Below are 20870 nucleotides of genomic sequence, written 5' to 3' on the forward strand. Positions count from 1 at the left end.
CATGACAGAGGGTGATGATCATGGTCAATGCGTTTCCGGTAACAATAAGAACAGAGCAAATCAGTGGCGGACCGAATAAAATCGTTTATTATCCCCGAGTAGTAAGGATGCAAAAGACTTCGCTTGAGCGGATGATCAATATGGCGATTGTCCGTCAGACCCAGCAGCTGATCCAGGAACAGGTGGGGAATATGCCATCGACAGTGGTAGAGATGCTTGGACTGTATGAAATCAAAAACAATCAGCGGAATGTGCTCAGTCTGTCCCTCTCCAATTATACGTACCACTATCAGGCAGCCCACGGCATGACGTATATTAAGTCGTTGACATTCGATCTCCAGAAAGGGAAGCAGTGTCAGCTGAAGGATTTGTTTAAGCCGGGGAGTGATTATGTTGCGAGGCTTTCTTCCTTGATCAATGAGCAAATAAGGCAAAGGGATATCCAGACATTCGATAGTCCTGTAAAGATTAGTCCTGACCAGGCTTTCTACATTGCAGATAAGGCGCTTGTGATCTACTTCCAACTCTATGAAATTACTTCGTACGCTTTCGGTTTCCCGATGTTCCCGATTTCTGTGTATGCCATCCAGGATATCATCGATAAAGAAGGGCCACTCGGGCGTCTGGCCCAGAATAATTGATTATGGCAAGCAGTTCTGTTTAAGGAAGTATCCTTAAATGGAACTGCTTTTTCTATGAAACTTTTAAGTATGGTGGTCGTATTCAATAACATGGGAACATTTTACAAAAAGGGAGGGGTCGAATGACACTTCAAGAACTGATGCCTTTAATTATACTGTTTTTATTTTTCGTCAGTATCATAACGGTGGTGTTAGCCATAGTCATTACCGTCAGAAAGCGGAGAAAGGTCCAACGTGTAGAGGCTGACCCTGGATTACAGGCTAGAGTCGAGCGGTTGGAAAAGGAAGTCAAAGACCTAAAAAGCAAATAAAAAACAGCTTCTAAGAAAAGAAGCTGCCTTTACCCAAATACACTTGGAAATTGCTTTACGATGGCATCTGTAATGGCATCGGACATTTCTAACGCCTGTTCCTCAATTTCATCGTAGATGGCAATGTCTTTCTTATAATCCATCTGAATCATAAAGACTGCTTCCATTTTTGTAAGCTCCAGATGTTTATAGAACATCTCGCGTACGGCTTCTTCCGTTAGGAAAGGGTTAATCGTACTTAAGAAAACAGCAATTTCGTCTGCGTTGGCATACCACTTTCTTTCCGCCTCTGCGGCTGCCTGTTGATCGCCTGCAAGAGCTGCTTTGACGAGATCAGCGGCAATAAGCAAGTGCTCTTTTATCAACTCTCCAAACTTGTCGCCGACCTGGTCTCCATACAGCGGTCTGAGTGCATTCCCCATATCGGTTGCATTTTGCAGCAATCTCGTGATCACTTCATCCACATCTGGCAGCTTAAACGTTAAGCTGATAATGGTCATGCGCGTCCAGGCAACGTGTTCTTCCCACAGGCTCCGCATGTCACTCTTGAGCTTAACCTCTGCTGGACTGATACACTTGGCAGGACGTACGGCTGAAAAAGCCGGATTAGGATAGAAGTAATATGGGACTGGCCAGGGATGGGCAGAATTTTGCCAGTAGTAACGATTCATGTAACCCCTCTTTTCTTCACACTTTTAAGCAATCTACAGCTATGATATTCGATGACGCCTGGTCGGTTACACTCATGTAATGAAAAAAAGAGGGGTAGATAACAAAACGTTATCTACCTCATTTGGATTTTCTACGATATAAAATTATAAATGGTACAAGTAAGATCGAGACAGCTCCTCCGATAACTGAAAGTGTAGGGAAGTTCGATAGTGCTACGATCACACCGGACACTGCACCGCCTGACGCACCGGCCAGCGCGATGAAGACATCGACGCTTCCCTGTGTTTTGGCACGATTATCAGGGGTAGTCGCGTCAACGATGATTGCCGTACCACTGATCAGTCCGAAGTTCCACCCGATGCCGAGCAGGGCCAGCGCAATCGTCAAGCCGACCATCGATTCGCCTGGTGAGGCAGCGGCAAGAATTCCGGAAGCAAGCAACGTTACACCTGAGGCGATCGCCATGGTGAATCGTCCGACCTTATCAACAAGAATACCAGTGATTGGCGATGGCAGGTACATGGCTCCGATATGGATACCTATGATGAGACCGACGGCGTTCAGTCCGTGGCCGTGTGCCCCCATGTGTACCGGTGTCATCGTCATGATGGCTACCATGACGATTTGACTCAGAATCATGACCGTTGCACCGATGATGACGCCGCGTTTATTCCAGGATGCGGGCAGGGTCACCCCTGAGGCAGCATTGTCATCGACAGCCTGGACAGCAGCCAGTGCTTTGGAAACTAAAAATGGATCTGGACGCATCAGGATGAAAATCGCCAACCCGGCAAGGATGTAGGCAGCGGCTGCCAGAATGAATGGCCCGGCTAACGCAGGAACGCTGATGGATGTAGCGAAGTTCCCCATGACACCAACTAAGTTCGGTCCTGCGACCGCACCAAACGTGGTCGAAACCATCGCCATACTGACAGCGGTAGCCCGCTGCTTCGTATTCGCCATATCGGTTCCGGCGTAGCGAGCCTGCAGGTTGGTAGCTGTCCCGGCTCCATAGATTAATAGGGAAAGGAATAATAAAATGACACTATTGAAGATAGCAGCAAAAATAACCCCGATCGCTCCGAGACCACCGGCTACAAACCCGATAGTGAGGCCCGGACGCCTTCCAAACCTTTGCGACAGCCGCCCGACAATCATCGCCGCTCCGGCAGAACCAAGGGTAAACAGCGCCACTGGCAGTCCTGCGAAGCTGTTGGTACCAAGCATATCTTCTGCTAGCAGTGCTCCGACGGTAATACCAGCGGCCAGTCCGGCCCCGCCAAAAATTTGTGCAATGATGACGATGATTAGTGTACGACGATACAGGTTTTGTTGTTTTTCCGTTGAATCTATATAACTTTGCAGCCAGGCAGGCTGGCTGTTTGTTTCATCTATTTTCATAGCTTTTTCAGACATCGCTATTCTTCCTTTCTACAAACTCAAATCCAAATACCCTTAACGGTATAAACACTCCTTCATTGTAACGCTAATCGCCTCATTTTACCATAAGAAAAACTTGGCTTGTCGTCGGACTTATGGCGAAAGCCTAAGTGTTTTCTTATACTTTAAACCTCTAACAAAGGTGAATATTCTTAAAATATAAGAAAAACCTGGTCCTTCTGTATCCTATTAAACTAGCAAAAGGTTTTAAAAGTAGGAGTAACGTGCACTGTATAAGAAAGGGCATAATCTGCTACGTATATAATTAAATCTGATATAGTAGGTATAAGTAAAAGTTAGATGGGGTGAAGCAATGAATCTCGATGCCATCATGACTAAAATGAAAAATCATACGCCAAGCATTCTAGGCAAGCAACGGTTGAAGCCATTTTCCATATTGCTCCCATTGATAGAAAAAGACGGCGAGCTGCATCTGCTTTTCGAGGTGCGTTCTCATAACATCAGGCAGCCGGGCGAGGTTTGTTTTCCAGGAGGAAAAAAAGATGCGGAAGACAAGCATGATAAGGACACAGCTGTCCGTGAGTCGATGGAAGAGCTGGGAGTGGACGATCAGGATATCGAGCAGGTATTTCCGTTAGGCCAACTGATTGGTTCCATGGACATGCGTGTCAATACGTATGTTGGCTTTATTAATCGCCCATTAAACGCGATTGTCCCGAACCCGGATGAAGTCGGGGAAGTGTTCACCGTGCCGCTTTCTTTTTTCCTCAACCATGAACCGGAAGTGCACTATGTAACCTTAGAAGTGAAGCCGGCAGACGACTTTCCATATGAGCTTATTCCAAATGGCAGGAATTATAACTGGCGGCCGCGACAGATGGAGGAGTATTTTTATATCTATGGAGAAAAAGTGATCTGGGGCCTTACCGCTCGGGTGCTTTATCATTTCATCGATATTCTGCGGGAGGAAACTGGATAGTATAATAAAAAACGCCTGGAATGGTAACCAGGCGTTTTTGCAGGCACAGGGTTGATCTTATTGATCTTCAATAATTAACATATTGCCTGCGTCAAATTCCCAATCTTCTCCATAGGCAACTTCCCAATAATAACCGTCAAGGTCGGTGAAATAGCCGCCATAACCTCCCCAATCCGTCTTTTTAGCCTCCTTTTGAATAGTAGCACCAGCTGCTTCTGCTTTCTTCAATACGTGATCGACCTCTTCCATTGACTTGGCATTGTAAGCCAGTGTGATGCCGGGGAATCCATCCGATAGAGAGGGAGGATTGTCTTCGTTGATATCTTTCGCAAGCTCTTCTAAAGGGTATAAGGCTATCCTTGTTCCCTCATTCCGAAAGAAAATAATGACAGGGTTTGTCTCTGTCCCTCTAATGGAAGTATCAAACCCAAGCTCCTTAAAAAAACTGATGTGCTTTGACGATGTTCTTAGTACCCAGCGTAATAAGATTTAATCGGTTCATCACTTTTTTCTCCTTTTAAAAAATTTGACCTTTGCGTGTTCTTATTAAGTTCGTCATAAAATTACAATTCTCCTTTGATATTAGAAAAACTTGGCTTATCGCCAAGTCCTTATGGCGAAAGCCTAAGTGTTTCTTATACTTTAATCCTTTAACAAAATTAAACTTTCTTAAAGTGTAAAAAAATAGACCAAATCAATTTGCGATTTGGTCTAGTAATCCTATTTATTTCTCTAAACGGAAGCTTTTGGCCAGGACATCTTCACTGTTGGGTCCGACAAAAACAGTAAATTCTCCAGCATCACTTTTATGTTCCATGTTGGCGTGATAGTAGCGCAGTTGTTCTTCCGTAATCGCGAAAGTTACCGTTTGCGATTTGCCTGCTTCCAGCGAAATCCGTTCAAAGGCTTTCAGTTCTTTCAACGGGCGCACGACTTGTCCTACGTGATCGCGGATATACAGTTGCACGACTTCTTCACCGGTCAGGTCGCTCGTATTGGTCACGGTGACAGAAACGGACAAGCTATCAGCACCTGTCAGGGTGTCACTGGATAACTGTAAATCTGAGTATTCGAACTGGCTGTAGCTAAGTCCGTAGCCAAATGGGAACAGTGGCTCATTCGGGATGTCCAGGTATTGAGAAACATAACGTTCCTGTGCGTCTGGCGCATTTTGCGGACGTCCGGTGTTATAGCTGTTGTAGTAAACAGGAACCTGACCAACGGAATAAGGCATCGACATGGCCAGCTTAGCGGAAGGGTTGACGTTTCCAAGCAGGATGTCAGCAACAGCATGTCCGCCTTCGGTACCTGGGTACCATGCTTCTACCACCGCATCCGCATTCTCGGTGACTTCTCGTAAATCGAGTGGTCTGCCATTGAACAAGACAGCGACAACCGGTTTGCCAAGTGACCGTACTTCTTTCAATAGATCGAGCTGTACTTCCGGCAGGCGGATGTCGGCACGGCAGCCGGCTTCCCCGCTCATATCAGAATCTTCGCCAAGTGCCAGAACGACGACTTCGGCTTGTTCCGCTGCCTGCAAAGCTTCTTCCAGTTGTTTTTCTGTGCCTTCTTCGATTCCGGTACCATTTGCAACAAGCAGGTTGTCATCAGAAACATGTGCTTTTAATGCAGAATCTACGGTGGTCGTATCTTTTGCGCGACCGCCCCAGGACCAAGGCCCCAAAATATCGGTGCTGTCAGCAAACGGACCGACGAGTGCCATTTTTTTATCTGCGGATAATGGAAGCAGGTCATCATTTTTTAACAAAACGATGGATTTGGAAGCCAGTTCCCGGGAAGCCTGGCGGTGGTCTTCAGAAAGAATGAATTCCTCCTCTTCCGCTTCATTGGCAAAACGGTACGGGTTCTCGAACAGGCCAAGCTTCTCTTTCAATTTCAAAATCCTAAGCACCGCTTCATCGAGAAGATTTTCCTCTAATGTTCCTTCTTTTATCAATTCTTCTACATGATTGACGTAGCAGGAGGTCATCATTTCGATGTCGACGCCAGCTTTCAATGCTTGTTCGGCAGCCTGTTTTTGATTTTCTGCGACACCATGAGGAATCAATTCTTTCACTGCACCCCAATCGGAAATCATGACACCGTCAAACCCCCATTCGTCCCGCAGGAGGTCCCGCATCAATGGTTCATTTCCTGTGGATGGGATGCCGTTTAAAATGTTGAAGGCCGTCATCACCATTTCACAGCCTTCGTCGAGTGCTGCTTTATAGGCCGGCAAGTAGTTTTCGCGCAGCATCCACTCTGACATATCAACGGTATTGTAGTCCCGGCCGCCTTCTGGAGCACCGTAAGCGGCAAAGTGCTTCACACAGGAAGCTACTTTATATTTTTCATTATCGAGATCCCCCTGGAAGCCACGGACAAAGGCACGGGCAAATTCACTGTTCAAATACTTATCTTCACCAGTGGACTCCATCACCCGTCCCCAGCGTGGGTCCCGGCTGAGATCGACCATCGGAGCGAATGTGACATGAACGCCGGATACTGCCGCCTCTTTTGCTGCAATCGCGGCACTTTTTTCTGCCAGTTCGGTATCAAACGAGCACCCGATCGCCAGTGGTACAGGAAAGATGGTACGGAAGCCATGAATGATATCCGACATAAATAACAATGGAATGCCTAACCGGCTTTCTTCCATATGTACTTTCTGGATATTGTTTGTTTCTTTAGCTCCTGAAGCGCCCAGCACCGATCCGGTATTTTTGATATCTTCTTCATCGATGTTCATGTTTACCATTGGGCCTGTGATCTCCCCACGATCGGTAGCTCCCCGGAAAAATGGGGTAGCCAATTGAACCAGCTGGCCGACCTTTTCTTCTATCGTCATTTGTTCAAGCAGTTGTTCCATCTTATTTTCGGACATATGACATCCTCCTATAAATAATTAATTGAAACGTTTCGATTTTGATAATAGTTGCAGTATAAACGCGGCTGTTTTTAAAGTCAATACGGATAAAACCATATTTAGGCAGTTTTTAAATAACTTTTCGAAAAAGTTAGAAAACCACTTGAAAGCGGATTCAAATTAAATTATAATGCAGTTATCGAAACGTTTCAACAAATTTCACTAAATAAAGGGGTGCTTGGTAGTGAAGGGTAAATTAATGATGCTGCTTATCGTGGTTCTGTCCGCTGTTCTGGTCGGCTGTTCCGGTGGGGATTCCGAATCCAACGGAGATAAAAACGAAGTGACTGTATGGGCGATGGGAGAAGAAGGTAAGCTATTGAAAGATTTCAGCAAAGGATTTGAAGAGAATTCGGATTACAAGGTTGATGTGCAGGCGATTCCGTGGGATCAGGCACATGATAAACTGCTGACGGCCGTAGCTTCTGGAAACGGGCCGGACGTGGTGCAGCTGGGAACCACATGGGTCCCTGAGTTCGCAGAAGCCGGTGCATTGAAGGATCTCTCAGAGTACACAGAGGACTATGATTCATTTGCCAAAGAGAATTTCTTTGATGGTGCGGTGGCTTCCATGGAATATGATGATCAGGTCGTCGGTATTCCTTGGTATGTCGATACACGCGTATTGTTCTACCGTACTGATCTTTTAGAAGAAGTTGGGTATGATGAAGCACCGAAGACTTGGGATGAGTTGAAGGATGCGGCAAGCCAGCTTGCTGACCGCGGTGATGATATGTATGGACTTGATATTGACCGTAATGACCAGATCACTCCATTCATTTTCGCTTGGCAAAATGGGTATGAGGCGAACCTGGAAAACAATGAACTGAACTTTGATACACCAGAATTCAAAGAAGCCATCGAATATTACACCAGTTATTTTGAAGAAGGCATCAGTCAGACTCAGCAAGGAAAAGATATTACGCAGGCATTTGCGGATGGTTCAAAGCCGATGTTCTTCAGTGGTCCTTGGATGGTCAACATCATCAACGACCAGGCTCCCGATATCGAAGGGGATTGGGCAACTGCCGTCATGCCGAAAAAAGAATCCAATACATCCAGCATGGGCGGATCGGTGCTGTCTGTTTTTGAAAGTGCCGACAACCCTGAAGGTGGCATGGAATTCATTTCTTACATGACAGAAACTGAAACCCAATTGGATTGGGCAGAAACTTCCAACACGCTGCCTTCCCGTACCGAAGCATGGGAAGATCCAATGCTTAAAGATGACGAGATGTTCGCAACATTCGGTAAGCAAATGGAAGATGCGAAACCAGGTTTGCAGACCGAACAGTTTGAACGGATCGCACAAGAACTCCTTGGCTCGATTGAACGAATCACCCAGGGCGGTGCTGATTTGGACAAAGAGTTAGAATCATTCAATGAAGAGGCAAAAAGCCTTCTGGAAAAATAATAGCTTTGATGTTGAAGGGAGAAGGGGATGGAACTAGCTTTCATTCCCTTTTCTGTTTATCAAGGATAGGTAGGTGGTTCCATTGAAACAATTACTGAATAACCGGCATCCATACATGTTTATTGCTCCGGCCGTCATTTTGCTGACGTTGTTCAGCGTTATCCCGATCATTGTCGCGCTGGTCATCAGTTTTACAGATATGAATTTGAAAGGGCTGGCCAACTGGTCGGCGATCTCCTTTATTGGACTGGAAAATTATAAAGACCTTTTTTCCGATGCGACATTCATTAAATCGGTCTTCAACACCTTTTTCTATGTCATTATCGGCGTACCCCTTGTCATTATTGCATCGTTATCGATTGCCTTGTTATTGAATTATGGCACCAGCTGGATTTTCAATACATTCCGTGCGGTCTATTATATGCCGTCAATTACCAATATCATTGCGGTAGCCGTCATCTGGGGGTACTTATATAACACGGAATATGGGCTGTTCAACTACTTACTTTCTCTGCTTACCGTGGATAACATTCCTTGGCTCGAGGAACCGACAATTGCGAAAATATCCTTGATCATCCTCGCTGTCTGGAAAGGAATTGGGATCAATATGATCATTTTCCTCGCAGCACTTCAAGGGATTCCGAAGTCTTACTATGAAGCAGCTGAGATGGATGGGGCCAGCAGGCTGCAGGTATTGTTTCATATCACGCTGCCATTGCTGCGTTATGCAACGTTCTTTGTAACCGTGACGACGCTGATCGGCTGGATGCAGTTCTTCGAAGAACCATTCGTCATGACCGATGGCGGACCTTTGGACGGAACGATATCGATTGCGCTCTTTATTTACCAGGAAGGCTTCCGTTATAGTGAGTTTGGTTATGCGGCTGCAGGTTCGTTCATCCTGTTTGCGATGATTATTATCGTTACGGTCTTCCAGTTCAAGCTGCAGAAAAAAGACACGGACTTATAATAGAGAGGAGTGGAGGATATGGCTACAGCTACGAAGCGGAGCAAGGCGGAAAAATCGCTTGTCATCTTGCTCCTGATTATCGGGGGCGTGCTGGTTTCCCTTCCGTTTTTATGGATGATTTCCAGTTCATTCAAGCCGGAAAATGAAGTGCTGGCGATTCCGCCGACCATCATTCCGGATAACCCGACGATAGAAAATTATATCAATCTATTTACAAGCATGAACTTTACGGTGTATTTACGTAATACGATTATCATCGTTCTTTTCTCATTCCTTGGCCTGTTATTCAATGCTATGGCAGGGTATGGATTTGCTAAATATGAATTCAAGGGCCGGGAAAGAATCTTCTATTTGGTGTTGGCCACGATGATGATTCCTGGCCAGGTTACAATGATTCCGGTGTACTTGATTTTAAACTCCATGGGACTGACGAACACGATGACTGGAATCATTTTGCCAGGGCTTGCAGTGGCGTTCAGCATCTTCCTGTTCCGCCAGTTCATGATGACGATTCCGGATGACCTGATTGAAGCGGCCAGACTCGATGGCGCGGGTGAATTCTACATCTTCTTCCGGCTGATCATCCCGATCGCGAAACCGATTTTTGCTGTACAGGGGATCCTGACGTTTATCGCCGGATGGAACAGCTTCCTATGGCCATTGATTATCGCAAATGATGAAAGCTTGTATACATTATCGGTCGGCCTGTCCTTGCTGCAGGGACAATATGCGAATAACTTCGCACTGCAAATGGCCGGGGCAGCGTTCATGGTTGTGCCGATCATCATAATTTTTGCTTTTTTCCAGAAATACATTGTCGAAGGTTTTACAATGTCTGGAATCAAATGAGTGTATGGCAGCGACTGAATCGCTTACAATTGAGCTAGACAGTGCTGCGTGAATGGGGGGGCGTAAGATGGCAACGATCAAAGATGTTGCAAAACGGGCGGGAGTTGCTGTGTCGACAGCATCCTACGCCCTTAATGGAATAAATAAAGTCAGTCAGGCGACCGTCGATAAAGTGCTGAAAGCTGCACAGGAGCTGAATTATCAAAAGAACGGCATCGCTTCTGACCTGAAACGGACGAAGACGAATACGATTGCTTTGATATTGAGTGACCTATCCGGGCCGTATTACTCGGAACTAATCAAAGGAGTCCAGGACGTCACCACGTCGAACGGATACGACCTGATCGCCTGCAGTTCCGTCGGTGGTGACAAATCGACCGCTACGAAATTTTTGCGTGAAAAACGGGTCGATGGAGCGATCGTTCTCGCGACGAATATCAGTAGTGAAGTGATTGCAGCTTCGGCGAGGAAAGATTTTCCGATTGTTGTGCTTGATCGGGAAGTAGATAATCCTCATGTAATCCACGTGGAAGTCGATAACGAGCAGGGCGGTTATGATGCGACGAAACACTTGCTCTATAAAGGTCATCGCTCGATTGCTTATGTCAGCGGACCATTAGATTCCCATGACAACAAGGAGCGGTTCAAAGGCTATCAAGCTGCGTTAGCCGCTTCCGAAGTCCCATACCATTCCCGCTGGAAAATCAACGGTGATTTCACAAGGGAAGGCGGCTACCGGGCAACCCGCACATTGATTGCCCAAAAAAATATGCCGGATGCCATTTTCTATGCCAACGATGAAATGGCGATCGGCGGGCTGCAGGCATTCTCCGAAAAAGGGATACGCGTGCCGGAAGATATTTCGGTTATCGGGTTTGATGATATTCAACTGGCGGAATATGTGAATCCGCCACTCACGACGGTAAGGCAGCCGAAATACGAAGCCGGATCTCTCGCCGTCCATCTGATTTTCCAAATGCTTGCCGGTGAATCAGTCGATCAGACGTATAAACTTGCAACGGAGTTTGTTGAACGTGATTCTGTTAGAGGAAGATAAAAAAACGCCTGGTTCCTATGGCGCTGTATGTAGCAGCGGAGGACCCAGGCTTTTTTATATTGGTTTGATGTTTCCGCTCTGTAATTTAGGTGCAGGGCGCTCGAAATGGAGCGTTAAAAGTTATTTAAGCGATAACAGACGATGTATAGCGAAACGGTAGTAGCCGAGAAAGTTTCTGATTAAAACTTTGCCCATAAATTCAACTGCAGATTTGTAAGGGTCACTTCAATGGTTGATTCTTTTTCTAAATCAACATCTATAGCTGGTGGAAATAAATAAAAGCCGAACTCATCACCGCTAAGGGAGTGTAATGCTGAAGAGGAAGAAGGTGTTAATTTAAACGTATCGTCGTTATACGTGGCATGGGCTTCTGCTTTTAGCTCATGGGTGTAGCCGTTGATGTTACGGTAGTGTTCGATGCCCGAAACTAAAGTCGCACCCCCACGGCTATAAGTTCCGCTGGACCGGAAGATCACCTCATAACCTGATTCATTTTCAACAATTTTCGAAACATATATTTTATTTCCTTCCCCATCCTCAAAAAGAGATTTTCCTTCATTGCTCTCCGGATCAATTAAATCAATCGTTACCGTATAGTCACCTTCCATAGTATGGGCATTATTCATATAACGCTCGGCATCCTCGGCAATGTGATTGATTCCTTGAGCCTGGAGGTGGTATATGTCAATGGCTTGTGGTATCAGAAAAGAGCTAACGGCGATGATTCCCATAACAATATATAACGTATTAAAGTTCAAGTATTTTTTCACTGAATAAAGACCCCACTTCCATGCATCTTATGTTGTATATCTATGGCGGTATTTAAGTTCTATTCGGTAACATCCTAATAATTTCCATAAAGGGCGCTGGTTTTCCTGCTTTTGAAGGCAAGGAATCTATCAGCGAAGAATATCTCATTAGAACCATAAGGAGGGAGCGGTACTGGTTTAACGGTCATTAAAGCATAGATAAAGACCGTTGTGGGATTACAAACGAGAGTTGACGGTCTTTAGAGTAGGTATAAAGACCACGCGAAGGGGATGTCTCTGACTTAACGGTCATTATCACGTATATAAAGACTGTCCACTTAGAGGCGTTCATCTTTAACGGTCTTTATAAAAGGGTTAAAGACTAATAGTAGAGGAGAGCACAGCGGAAATGGCCATTATAAAGAAAAAAGAAAGACCAGTTTGGGTTTGGTCTTTCTTTTAAAAGGTAGGCTTGTCTTCCATAAGAATTATAGTGCCCGCATACCACCATCGATTGGGTAAATAGCACCTGTGATAAAATTGGCTTTCTCTGAGGCCAGGAAATAGACTAGATTAACAATGTCACTATTTTCCGCATATCTGCCAAGAGGAATAGCTGCTGCAAAGTTTTCCCGAGCTGCTGCTGCGTTTTCCGGGCTGAATCCACTCTCTAATGAACGCATCATTCGATTATTAACAGGAGAAGGGCAGACCGCATTTACTCGAATTCCATCCGGTGCGCCTTCTAAGGCGGCTGTTTTTGTCAATCCGATGACCGCGTGCTTGGAAGCAATGTACGCAGATACTCCCGCCGTTCCGCCGAGTCCGGCAACTGACGCTGTGTTGATGATTGTCCCCGATTTCTTTTCTTTCATAATAGACATGGCGTATTTCATCCCGTAAAAGACACCCTTCACATTGACATCCAGTACTTGATCAAAAACTTCGGAAGGATATTCAGGAATCGGAAGCACCTTGCCTTCTATCCCTGCGTTATTAAAAAGCACATCAATGGTACCAAAAGCTTCTGTAGCTTTCTCGACATAATTCCTGACCTGGTCTTCCTGGGATACATCAGCCTGGACCGTTACGTATTCTCCTTCTTTCAGATCCAGCTCTGTAACCACATGATCTAAATCTTCCTGATTCAGGTCAACTAACACTACTTTTGCTCCATCATCCGAAAAGGTCTTAACAGCTTCCTTACCAATCCCGCCAGCAGCACCGGAAATCACAACGACTTTACCTTGAAAACTCATCATAAAACCTCCTGACAGATATGAAATTTACAGCTTACTCATTCATTATATTCCAAAATCTCACTGCCCAAAGAGAACATTGTGACAACGAACCAAACAATATGTAAAAAGCCGATCCAAGTGAGGATCGGCTCTGTAACCTTAAATTATTGATTTCCTTTTTTCACCCAGACAGCAACCGTGACGGTACGTTTCGCCTGATGTTTGACGGCGCCTTCTACGTCATCAACCATATTGCCGTCCTGGTCCACGGTGACGCTTGTGCCATATGGGTTCCCTCCGGCACCGAACAGCACTTCATCGGTGTAACCTGGAGGAACGATAATCGCGCCCCAGTGCATCATAGAAGTGTAAAGAGAAAGCAAGGTTGCTTCCTGTCCACCGTGCGGGTTTTGTGCGGAAGTCATACCGCTTACGACTTTGTTAATTGTTTTGCCGCTTGCCCACAGACCGCCCTGTGTATCAAGGAATTGTTTCATTTGTGATGGCATGTTGCCAAAACGTGTCGGGATGCTGAAAATAATGGCGTCTGCCCATTCGAGGTCAGCGGAAGTCGCTACCGGTACGTCTTTCGTTTTTTCGACGGTTGCTTTCCATGCCTCGTTCGCTTCGATAACGGATTGTGGTGCCAGTTCCTCGGCTTTCAACACTTTCACTTCTGCGCCGGCTTCTTTTGCTCCTTCTTCCGCCCACTTGGCCATTTGGTAGTTCGTCCCGCTCATAGTGTAGAAAATCACAGCTAATTTTACGTTTGACATTTCTTCCATCTCCTTTTGTTTTCCGAATAGTTTATCTAGTAGTCCCATGTGTAACACCTTCCTGCCTGTACTTGAACTGAACCTTTAAAACCACCTCCATATAAACAAATACGCTTTTCTTCTTATGCCCTAATGGAAGCAGATTATTTAAAGGAATTTATTTCGAATTCGAGATATACAACAAAAATAAAACACCTGGTCAAAGGTGGCACTTTATCTCAGATTCAAGATGATTATATCTCGAATTTGAGATAAAGTCAACTGCTGTTATTTTTCGATTAACTCTGTAGTTTTTTGTTGGTCAATTTGAAGTGACTGGCATGTATTTTGTGAAATAAGCTCCTGCCATCAGTAGTCCGATCGCGAGCAGCCAGCTCCACACCCTTAGAAAAACAAACCAGTAAGCAAAGACGTTGATTATCGCGATCAAAAAGAAAGATATAGGAGTCAGCATGCTCTTTATCCCAGTGATGCCAAGCTGTTTTCTTTTCCGTAATACCAATATGGTAGAAACCATAAGAGCGGTTGCCGTGATGATTGTGAACAGAATCTCCATAAGTCACCTCAGTATGGGATTTGATTTCTAATTATTTATGAACCTCGTTTAAAAATTGTTCTAATATTTTCGTATAGATCTCCGGCTGATGCGTATGTACCAGGTGAGATGCGAACGGAATAATGGCAACGTGAATATTCGCTTTCATGGATGGATAAATGTTTGCGCCTTTTGTTTCTGCTTTATTCCCTTCGCCAACCATATAAAGAATGGGAGCGGTGATCCCATCCAGATCTTTTGTCATATCAAATGGATACCAGTTTTCGTCTTTCGCCATTTCAAGGAACTGTTTCCAATTTGATCGGTGCAAGTTGTTAAAGTACCGGACAGCCTCCTCGTTTTTTAACAATTGTGACTGGTGTTCGATATCTTCTTTTTGCAGCTCCAGCCAGTTGTCCGGCTTTTCCGCCATGATTCCTGAGAGGGTAAAACTCCTCACTTGATCCGGGAACTTTTTTGCAAAAAACAAACCCGCCAATGCGCCTAACGAACATCCGACAATATGAGCAGACGCCACTCCCAAATGGTCGAGTGTCTCGGCAATATCTGTTGCCGATTCCTCAAAAAAATTGTTAAGATCGCCTGATTCTGATTTCCCATGTCCACGTAAATCCGGAAGAATCACTTGATAGTTTGCTTTAAAATAATCTGTCTGGTATTCGAAATCCGTCATACCGGTCTGTAATCCAGTGTGCAAGAACAAAATAGGTTCCCCTTCACCGACTAGTTCCGTATGTAAAATCAAAATATTTCCTCCTTCATTGGCTTAAATCACGTGCATCCATCAGGCGCGCCTGTGCCTCGTACTGCAACATACGCAGCAAGGACAGGCTCTTTTTATTAAGGTAAACTTTCACAAACGACACCGTCTTTATCGTTACCGTCGAGCCGGTGAGGGTCAGACTCAGGTCCTCCGGCTGCTTCATAAAACGCCTGGGCTTCTTTCTGGGTGTCGAAGTCGCCACAGTCGCGGTCCGGTCCGTTGGGGTCGTATTTTAAAGCTGCAGAACCACTGCCGGAATCACTGGAAGATGAACTGTCAGAACTACCAGAGTCATTACCAGAATCCGAGCCGCTGAATGAGCCATTTGATCCTCCGGAAGAAGTCGCTCCTGAGGCGAACCCGTCACTGGTGACGTAGCCGTCCATACTCCAAATGCCGATTCCCTTGTTGCGGGCCCGCGCTTCCGCCTGTTTCAGGCGAACCTGATATTTATATGGCGGGTCGTACACATAGGCATATCGGGCGAGACCATTCTCGAGCAGTTTTTCATTGAATAGTTCCCCGTTCACCCAAAGATAGCCGAGCAGTCGGCCATAATGGTCGCGCTTCGGTCCGTCCGATTCATATTGCACTTCTGTCCCCGGCTTGAGCATTTCTTTGGCAAAAGCAGATGCTTCCGGACCGTACTTCTGCGTACCGCCGTGCACTTCCGGTGTATCGACGAGCAGCAGCCGGACGCTTTCTGTCTCACCGTTGTAGTTAATTTCAATCGTATCGCCATCGACTACGCGGGTGACCGTAGCATTCGTGTCCGGAGTTTCATCCTGCTTTGAGGTATCTTCTTGTTTATCGTCAGAAGGATTCTTTTTTTCTTCCTGACTGGTGCTATCTTTCTTTTCGGATTGATTTTCGGAATCATCGTTACGATCTTCTGTTGCCGAACCGTCATCCTTTGATTCATCTGTTTTTTCACTATCAGATTCGTTTGATGAATCCTCTTGAGGTTTAGACGAATCTTTTTCTTCTTTATCGTCTGTGTCCTTGTCTTCCTGGGGCTCTTCGGTTTCTTCCACCTGTTCTTCGTTGGCTTCTTCTGTCGTCTCATTTTCTTCGCTGTATGTCATATCGAACAGCGTCATACTGATGATGAAGGCGAGGGAGTAAATGAGAAGCACGCGCTTCCTGGTCGGCTTTTTGTTTGACCAGAATAACGCACGTTTCGGTGAAAATATTCCGACGATCATGAGAATCAGGGTTGCGAAGGCAAGTAACGCAAATAATGTATCCACTGTATTAAACCTCTCCCTAGTAAAATCTTACACTACTATTCTAAGGAAAATGCTGGATTTTTCAAGAGGATATCAATGGGAATGAGGAGAAGGAAGGCATTAATATGTAAAATTAACTTTACAAAATGTATAGTTAACCATACAATAGAAATGGAAGAAAGTAGAGGGAGTATAAGTATGGAAATAAAAAATCGAGTCAAAGAATTGAGAGCGAGAGACGGGCTGACGCAAGGCGCACTGGCAGAGAGGGTCCATGTAACCAGGCAGACCATCGTCGCCCTGGAAAAAGGAAGTTACGTTCCATCGCTGCTGCTTGCGATGAACATCGCACGGACATTCGAGTTGCCAGTAGAGGAGATTTTCAGTATAGAGGGGGAGGATTCATGAAGATCATGAAGAGTGTATGGATTTCTTTGGCGGTACTGGGTTTGTTTAGCTGGGCATTAGTTGAGTTTTATTCGGCATCCATTGATATATCGAAGTTTCTACAAGATCCGGAGCGCGAGTATATGTTTGAGATCAAGCTTATTCCGTTTGTGGCATTCTTCCTTATTGGTGGCTGGCTGGCTTTTATATCCATCCGAAAAAAGCGGAAGTACCAATCATGGAAAAAGGTATTTTTACTCCCGGATGAATTTGAAGAGTCAGATGAACGGGAAAAGCAGCTCACCGCACAGGCCTGCCGCTCCGCCTACATCAGCATGTGGTATTCATTCCCCGTTATCAGTGCATTGCTGCTTCTGTATCCATTCGTATCAGACACGCTGCCTTACTATCCAATCCTGGTATTTGCCTTGCTTCCCATCACTCAAATCATCACTTATACCGTTTCGTGGAAAAAGAACTTCTAAATTGAAAAAATGCCTCCCCCTACTAAAGCTAGCAGTAGGGCAGGCATTTTAAATACTATGGTTTTATTTATATTGTTCTCTGTCCTCAGCAACCTTCCCAAAACTACTAGGCGACAAGTCATTATAAAGCACGGTTTTCTTCAAACGCGACTTAAAATACTCATTCAACGCTGGATCGACACAGTAAATAAAACAACCCTTCTGTCCACGCGTCATTAATGTTCGGTAAGTATTCCTTATAATTTCGTCGGCAATAGTCTGAGCTTTGACTGGGTCTTCTTTAGCCATTTTCTTAATCCCTTTTAACGACTGATCAGAGCGGGCGCGTTTAGTGTAATCGGTTTTGACGTATCCCTCTTCATAATATAAATCCGGCCCGATGATGACTCCGACATAATCGAATTCCAGTCCTTGAGCGGTATGGATACAGCCTGCTTCACTGACGGAATTCTGGTCAATCGCCCAGATGCTATCCTGCAGGTTCCAGCTAATTTCAAAATCATGCTCTGGAATGGTGATGTCTTTGAATTCAGTGTTTCTTCGTTCCTTTGTCGGCCATTCCCAGCAGTATCCTGCCAGCATGCGGGATTTATTATTTATTTTATTGAGTTCCTCAATTTTCTCGAGCATCCGGTGGGGATCATCGAAAACTTGAAAGTCGTAGTCGACCCCATAGTCATGGGGGTTGGCTGTTTGGCGAATTTGCAGGACGTCCTCCAGCCAGGCAATATAAGCATCAGAGCCGTCACACCGGAATTGGGACATCAGCTTACCTGTTATTAACTCCGCATCAAACTCCTCGGCGTGTTTTTTTATTAAATCCATGCTGCCGATATCTTTCAATGTCACCCGCTGCTTTTCATCAATGAAGAACAGGGTGAACTTAGATGCTTGAATCAGCTCTTTGACTTGGTTTTCGCCTTGGTTTCCGTAGAACCCCGATTTTTCATTTAGCCGGTGTGCTTCATCAACGACGATAACGTCGAATTCGTTTAAATCAGAGTTGGTGAAGCTCCCGGATCCTTTAAATAGGTTATCGATTTCTGTTTTCTTCAACGTACCTTTCAGTTTAGAGGCGTAGACTTCTCGTGGAGCAGAATTTTTGGAAACATAAAGGGTCATCAAATCCTGATTAATCAGGTTAACCAGCAGATGGACAGCCATGACGGATTTTCCCGTACCGGGACCGCCTTCGATGACCATCACCTGCTTTTTACCTTCATTAACTGCATCTAATGCCAGGTGATAAGCTTGCTCGTAAAATACCTTCTGCTCATCAATCATAAGAAATTCTTCATTTCCCTCCAGCATGCTGCTAAGGGAATCCTGCAATGATTTGGACGGCCGGATTCTTCCATGTTCAATCTGATAGATTAATTGATTTTCATCGCCTTTGCGTATGTATTTTTTAATGAAATTTCGTAGTTTCTGGATTTCCCCTTTTGTAAAAACCGGAGCTTTTGCCAGGTGCTCCTCGTAATGAGCGTCCGTAAGCGGATCATCGATTACTTTTCGATAATTATGAAGGTAGGCACACGGGTTTAGGGTTATGTGCTGTTCCTGAACATTTTCGTTGAAGCCTTCAATTAAGGCTGCATAAGACCAAGCTTGATAAGAAGGGTGGGTGACCGATCTTTTTCCCCCGCCCAGATATGTATCGATTAACGCGTCTTTTCCTTCGACTTTTTCTACTTCAGACCATTGCTTCAACTCAACAATGACGACATGGTCCTTGGATCCGCTACTTCCTGCGACGAGAAAATCCACTCGCTTGGATGTGTTTGGAATGTTAAATTCAATGGCAACCGAAGAATCCTTCGGAATATCTCTATCCTGCATAACATTGGACATACGCTGCAGGGAATTTTCCCATGACAGAATCTCACTTTTTGATGTCCGGCCGATTTTTTCCTGATAGGAGTTATAGAGGCGTTCTACCAGTAGTTCATTGGTGACGTCCGAGATGAATTCTGTTTTTGTTGCTTCGTATATGATCATGTGAATCATCTCCTTATAAAAAATAAAGGTAATTAATTTCCTGCATAGAAAGAGTTATATATTCAGCTTACCTTATTTTCCCACTTGATTGTAGAAAAACAAATCCAAACAAAGTGGTGATAGACATGTGATTAACTGAGTTCAGCCAGCGGATTTACTAACTCAGGAGGTTTTTTTAAATGAATGAAATAGTAAACTTCTCCCCGGAAAAAGTCTTTCGCGAGAGGGCGGAGAAAGTTTTTAATAAGCATAAAAATATCATTATAGATAAATTGCCGGAAGCGGAAATCTATCATATTGGCAGCACAGCCGTTAGGGGTTCGCTGACAAAAGGAGATGTTGACCTCCAAGTGCGCGTCGCCCAGAAAGACTTTGAAAAAGCGAGAAATGCCCTGCTGGATTTATATCCCGTGAATACGGGCAGCGATCAAACGTCTTATTTCTGTGCCTTTGAGTATGAAGAAGATGTGCTGCCGGTGGGTGTCCAATTGACGGTAAAAGGTACTCCGGGTGACCATTTTTACCAGGTGACGCGATTTTTCAAGGAAAACCCATCCTACACGGCTCAGTATAATGCGTTGAAAGAACGGTATGAAGGAGCCGACATGGAAGCGTACCGGAAGGCCAAGGCCGCTTTCCTGACCGAAGTATTGGAGGGTTCTGCCTACCAGAGACTGACGGAAAGGCTGGAAATTTACAATAAAGTTAAGTTTGTCGAAGGGGAGCAATATGTGACCGTGGAAGATACCAGTAAATTGACTGATGATGAGATGAAAGGCCTTGTCATGCACTTGCTGAACGATCCAGCTTTCCGTTCCAAGGACAGGGCACTCCTTGTCCACCATAAATTCAGTGAAGGCATCGAAGAGTTTTTAACAGAGCATGGGTTTCAACTGCACGATGAAAATATCACGGTGAAAAAATTGCTGAGCGAGAAAGTGACGCCAGCAGACTATTTTGAGATAGCTTCCCTCCATGAAAATTCGGAAGAAGCGTTCAAGCGTATTTGGGAAAAAGCGATGACCGATTCTTTGAACGCACCATCTTCGCTGGACATGGACGGGCACATGCAAAGTGTCAAAGGAGAACTTGGCGAAGATTATCGCAAATGCTGCCTGGTTGCTTATGAGAACGACGAACCAATTGGGATTGTGATGCCCCACATCGAACCAGGTACCGCCGATGAAGGAAGGTTGTTTTATTTCGGTCTCGTTCCGGAAGGGCGAGGCAAAGGTAAAAGCAAACAGCTGCATCGTCAGGCGCTTGGCATATTAAAACAACAGTTTCGGGCCAGTTATTACATCGGCTCCACGAGTCGGAATAATGTTCCGATGCTCAAAACCTTTGAAGCGAATGGCTGCACGGTTGTAGAGAAGAACAAGGTGTATAAGCAATCGAAAGCCGCGGGTAAAAAATAAATAAACGGGAATATTCAAAAGAGAAAAGGAACATGCACGTGTGAT

General features: G+C 45.1%; 20 protein-coding genes and 1 pseudogene. 10 read left to right on the forward strand and 11 right to left on the reverse strand.

The genetic code is table 11. The features are described from left to right. The first annotated feature begins 20 nt into the window (after nucleotides 1–20). Together ACGTNI_RS05510 and ACGTNI_RS05515 are read left to right on the forward strand one after the other, a co-directional pair. The gene (locus tag ACGTNI_RS05510; RefSeq protein ID WP_394460582.1) at nucleotides 21–641 is read left to right on the forward strand and encodes a DUF3298 and DUF4163 domain-containing protein; all 621 of its coding nucleotides are present in this window, start codon (nucleotides 21–23) and stop codon (nucleotides 639–641) included. Between the two features lie 122 nt (nucleotides 642–763). After that, on the forward strand, nucleotides 764–952 hold the full coding sequence (locus ACGTNI_RS05515; protein ID WP_394460584.1) for a hypothetical protein: 189 nt from the start codon (nucleotides 764–766) through the stop codon (nucleotides 950–952). Between the two features lie 29 nt (nucleotides 953–981). Here the strand turns inward: ACGTNI_RS05515 and ACGTNI_RS05520 are convergent, their stop codons facing one another. Next, on the reverse strand, nucleotides 982–1623 hold the full coding sequence (locus ACGTNI_RS05520; RefSeq protein WP_394460586.1) for an acetylglutamate kinase: 642 nt from the start codon (nucleotides 1621–1623) through the stop codon (nucleotides 982–984). Nucleotides 1624–1741: 118 nt separating this feature from the next. Beyond that, on the reverse strand, nucleotides 1742–3040 hold the full coding sequence (locus ACGTNI_RS05525; protein ID WP_394460588.1) for an MFS transporter: 1299 nt from the start codon (nucleotides 3038–3040) through the stop codon (nucleotides 1742–1744). A 337-nt stretch (nucleotides 3041–3377) separates the two neighbouring features. Between ACGTNI_RS05525 and ACGTNI_RS05530 the strand changes: the two genes are divergently transcribed. Continuing rightward, entirely contained in the window at nucleotides 3378–4004 is a 627-nt protein-coding gene (locus tag ACGTNI_RS05530) for an NUDIX hydrolase (RefSeq protein WP_394460590.1), read from the forward strand. A gap of 57 nt (nucleotides 4005–4061) precedes the next feature. Here the strand turns inward: ACGTNI_RS05530 and ACGTNI_RS05535 are convergent. Together ACGTNI_RS05535 and bglX are read right to left on the reverse strand one after the other, a co-directional pair. After that, a pseudogene (locus ACGTNI_RS05535) lies at nucleotides 4062–4506 on the reverse strand (VOC family protein). A 222-nt stretch (nucleotides 4507–4728) separates the two neighbouring features. Then, nucleotides 4729–6891 carry a beta-glucosidase BglX gene (bglX, locus tag ACGTNI_RS05540; RefSeq protein WP_394460592.1) on the reverse strand — a complete coding sequence of 721 codons (2163 nt, stop codon included), beginning with the start codon at nucleotides 6889–6891 and terminating at the stop codon, nucleotides 4729–4731. Between the two features lie 226 nt (nucleotides 6892–7117). Between bglX and ACGTNI_RS05545 the strand changes: the two genes are divergently transcribed. The 4 genes from ACGTNI_RS05545 to ACGTNI_RS05560 all read left to right on the forward strand — a co-directional run bounded on the left by ACGTNI_RS05545 (nucleotide 7118) and on the right by ACGTNI_RS05560 (nucleotide 11223). Further along, on the forward strand, nucleotides 7118–8347 hold the full coding sequence (locus ACGTNI_RS05545) for a sugar ABC transporter substrate-binding protein (protein WP_394460594.1): 1230 nt from the start codon (nucleotides 7118–7120) through the stop codon (nucleotides 8345–8347). A gap of 82 nt (nucleotides 8348–8429) precedes the next feature. Next, on the forward strand, nucleotides 8430–9317 hold the full coding sequence (locus tag ACGTNI_RS05550) for a carbohydrate ABC transporter permease (RefSeq protein WP_394460596.1): 888 nt from the start codon (nucleotides 8430–8432) through the stop codon (nucleotides 9315–9317). A gap of 18 nt (nucleotides 9318–9335) precedes the next feature. After that, the gene (locus ACGTNI_RS05555; protein WP_394460598.1) at nucleotides 9336–10166 is read left to right on the forward strand and encodes a carbohydrate ABC transporter permease; all 831 of its coding nucleotides are present in this window, start codon (nucleotides 9336–9338) and stop codon (nucleotides 10164–10166) included. A gap of 67 nt (nucleotides 10167–10233) precedes the next feature. Continuing rightward, nucleotides 10234–11223 carry a LacI family DNA-binding transcriptional regulator gene (locus ACGTNI_RS05560; RefSeq protein ID WP_394460600.1) on the forward strand — a complete coding sequence of 330 codons (990 nt, stop codon included), beginning with the start codon at nucleotides 10234–10236 and terminating at the stop codon, nucleotides 11221–11223. Nucleotides 11224–11402: 179 nt separating this feature from the next. Here ACGTNI_RS05560 and ACGTNI_RS05565 read toward each other — a convergent pair whose 3' ends face one another. The 6 genes from ACGTNI_RS05565 to ACGTNI_RS05590 form a co-directional block, all read right to left on the reverse strand. Next, nucleotides 11403–11993: a hypothetical protein gene (locus ACGTNI_RS05565; RefSeq protein ID WP_394460602.1), complete on the reverse strand. Its 591-nt coding sequence runs from the start codon at nucleotides 11991–11993 to the stop codon at nucleotides 11403–11405. 467 nt (nucleotides 11994–12460) lie between these two features. Then, nucleotides 12461–13231, reverse strand: a complete 771-nt coding sequence (locus tag ACGTNI_RS05570; RefSeq protein WP_394460604.1) for an SDR family NAD(P)-dependent oxidoreductase — start codon at nucleotides 13229–13231, stop codon at nucleotides 12461–12463. Between the two features lie 146 nt (nucleotides 13232–13377). Continuing rightward, nucleotides 13378–13989, reverse strand: a complete 612-nt coding sequence (gene wrbA, locus ACGTNI_RS05575) for an NAD(P)H:quinone oxidoreductase type IV (protein ID WP_394460606.1) — start codon at nucleotides 13987–13989, stop codon at nucleotides 13378–13380. 301 nt (nucleotides 13990–14290) lie between these two features. Further along, the gene (locus ACGTNI_RS05580; protein ID WP_394460609.1) at nucleotides 14291–14545 is read right to left on the reverse strand and encodes a hypothetical protein; all 255 of its coding nucleotides are present in this window, start codon (nucleotides 14543–14545) and stop codon (nucleotides 14291–14293) included. Nucleotides 14546–14576: 31 nt separating this feature from the next. Then, on the reverse strand, nucleotides 14577–15290 hold the full coding sequence (locus ACGTNI_RS05585) for an alpha/beta fold hydrolase (RefSeq protein ID WP_394460611.1): 714 nt from the start codon (nucleotides 15288–15290) through the stop codon (nucleotides 14577–14579). A gap of 95 nt (nucleotides 15291–15385) precedes the next feature. Next, the gene (locus tag ACGTNI_RS05590; RefSeq protein ID WP_394460613.1) at nucleotides 15386–16558 is read right to left on the reverse strand and encodes a thermonuclease family protein; all 1173 of its coding nucleotides are present in this window, start codon (nucleotides 16556–16558) and stop codon (nucleotides 15386–15388) included. 177 nt (nucleotides 16559–16735) lie between these two features. Here ACGTNI_RS05590 and ACGTNI_RS05595 point away from each other — a divergent pair, with 177 nt between their 5' ends. Both ACGTNI_RS05595 and ACGTNI_RS05600 read left to right on the forward strand, forming a co-directional pair. Then, nucleotides 16736–16945: a helix-turn-helix transcriptional regulator gene (locus ACGTNI_RS05595; RefSeq protein WP_085506754.1), complete on the forward strand. Its 210-nt coding sequence runs from the start codon at nucleotides 16736–16738 to the stop codon at nucleotides 16943–16945. Then, a complete protein-coding gene (locus ACGTNI_RS05600) occupies nucleotides 16942–17409 on the forward strand; it encodes a hypothetical protein (RefSeq protein WP_394460615.1) in 468 nt (155 codons plus the stop codon). Before ACGTNI_RS05595 ends, ACGTNI_RS05600 begins: the two co-directional genes overlap by 4 nt. 63 nt (nucleotides 17410–17472) lie before the next feature. Here the strand turns inward: ACGTNI_RS05600 and ACGTNI_RS05605 are convergent, their stop codons facing one another. Beyond that, nucleotides 17473–19407 carry a DNA/RNA helicase domain-containing protein gene (locus tag ACGTNI_RS05605; protein WP_394460617.1) on the reverse strand — a complete coding sequence of 645 codons (1935 nt, stop codon included), beginning with the start codon at nucleotides 19405–19407 and terminating at the stop codon, nucleotides 17473–17475. Between the two features lie 179 nt (nucleotides 19408–19586). Here ACGTNI_RS05605 and ACGTNI_RS05610 point away from each other — a divergent pair, with 179 nt between their 5' ends. Continuing rightward, complete coding sequence (locus ACGTNI_RS05610; RefSeq protein WP_394460619.1) at nucleotides 19587–20825, forward strand: GNAT family N-acetyltransferase; 1239 nt, start codon at nucleotides 19587–19589, stop codon at nucleotides 20823–20825. The last annotated feature ends 45 nt before the right edge of the window (nucleotides 20826–20870 follow it).

Source organism: Thalassobacillus sp. B23F22_16 (assembly GCF_043496955.1).
GTDB classification, from domain to species: domain Bacteria; phylum Bacillota; class Bacilli; order Bacillales; family Halobacillaceae; genus Thalassobacillus; species Thalassobacillus devorans_A.

Coding starts and splice junctions, on each gene's coding strand:
- ACGTNI_RS05510 (WP_394460582.1), top strand. CDS start 21: ATGGTCAATGCGTTTCCGGTAACAATAAGAACAGAGCAAATCAGTGGC.
- ACGTNI_RS05515 (WP_394460584.1), top strand. CDS start 764: ATGACACTTCAAGAACTGATGCCTTTAATTATACTGTTTTTATTTTTC.
- ACGTNI_RS05520 (WP_394460586.1), bottom strand. CDS start 1,623: ATGAATCGTTACTACTGGCAAAATTCTGCCCATCCCTGGCCAGTCCCA.
- ACGTNI_RS05525 (WP_394460588.1), bottom strand. CDS start 3,040: ATGTCTGAAAAAGCTATGAAAATAGATGAAACAAACAGCCAGCCTGCC.
- ACGTNI_RS05530 (WP_394460590.1), top strand. CDS start 3,378: ATGAATCTCGATGCCATCATGACTAAAATGAAAAATCATACGCCAAGC.
- bglX (WP_394460592.1), bottom strand. CDS start 6,891: ATGTCCGAAAATAAGATGGAACAACTGCTTGAACAAATGACGATAGAA.
- ACGTNI_RS05555 (WP_394460598.1), top strand. CDS start 9,336: ATGGCTACAGCTACGAAGCGGAGCAAGGCGGAAAAATCGCTTGTCATC.
- ACGTNI_RS05560 (WP_394460600.1), top strand. CDS start 10,234: ATGGCAACGATCAAAGATGTTGCAAAACGGGCGGGAGTTGCTGTGTCG.
- ACGTNI_RS05570 (WP_394460604.1), bottom strand. CDS start 13,231: ATGAGTTTTCAAGGTAAAGTCGTTGTGATTTCCGGTGCTGCTGGCGGG.
- wrbA (WP_394460606.1), bottom strand. CDS start 13,989: ATGTCAAACGTAAAATTAGCTGTGATTTTCTACACTATGAGCGGGACG.
- ACGTNI_RS05580 (WP_394460609.1), bottom strand. CDS start 14,545: ATGGAGATTCTGTTCACAATCATCACGGCAACCGCTCTTATGGTTTCT.
- ACGTNI_RS05595 (WP_085506754.1), top strand. CDS start 16,736: ATGGAAATAAAAAATCGAGTCAAAGAATTGAGAGCGAGAGACGGGCTG.
- ACGTNI_RS05600 (WP_394460615.1), top strand. CDS start 16,942: ATGAAGATCATGAAGAGTGTATGGATTTCTTTGGCGGTACTGGGTTTG.
- ACGTNI_RS05605 (WP_394460617.1), bottom strand. CDS start 19,407: ATGATCATATACGAAGCAACAAAAACAGAATTCATCTCGGACGTCACC.
- ACGTNI_RS05610 (WP_394460619.1), top strand. CDS start 19,587: ATGAATGAAATAGTAAACTTCTCCCCGGAAAAAGTCTTTCGCGAGAGG.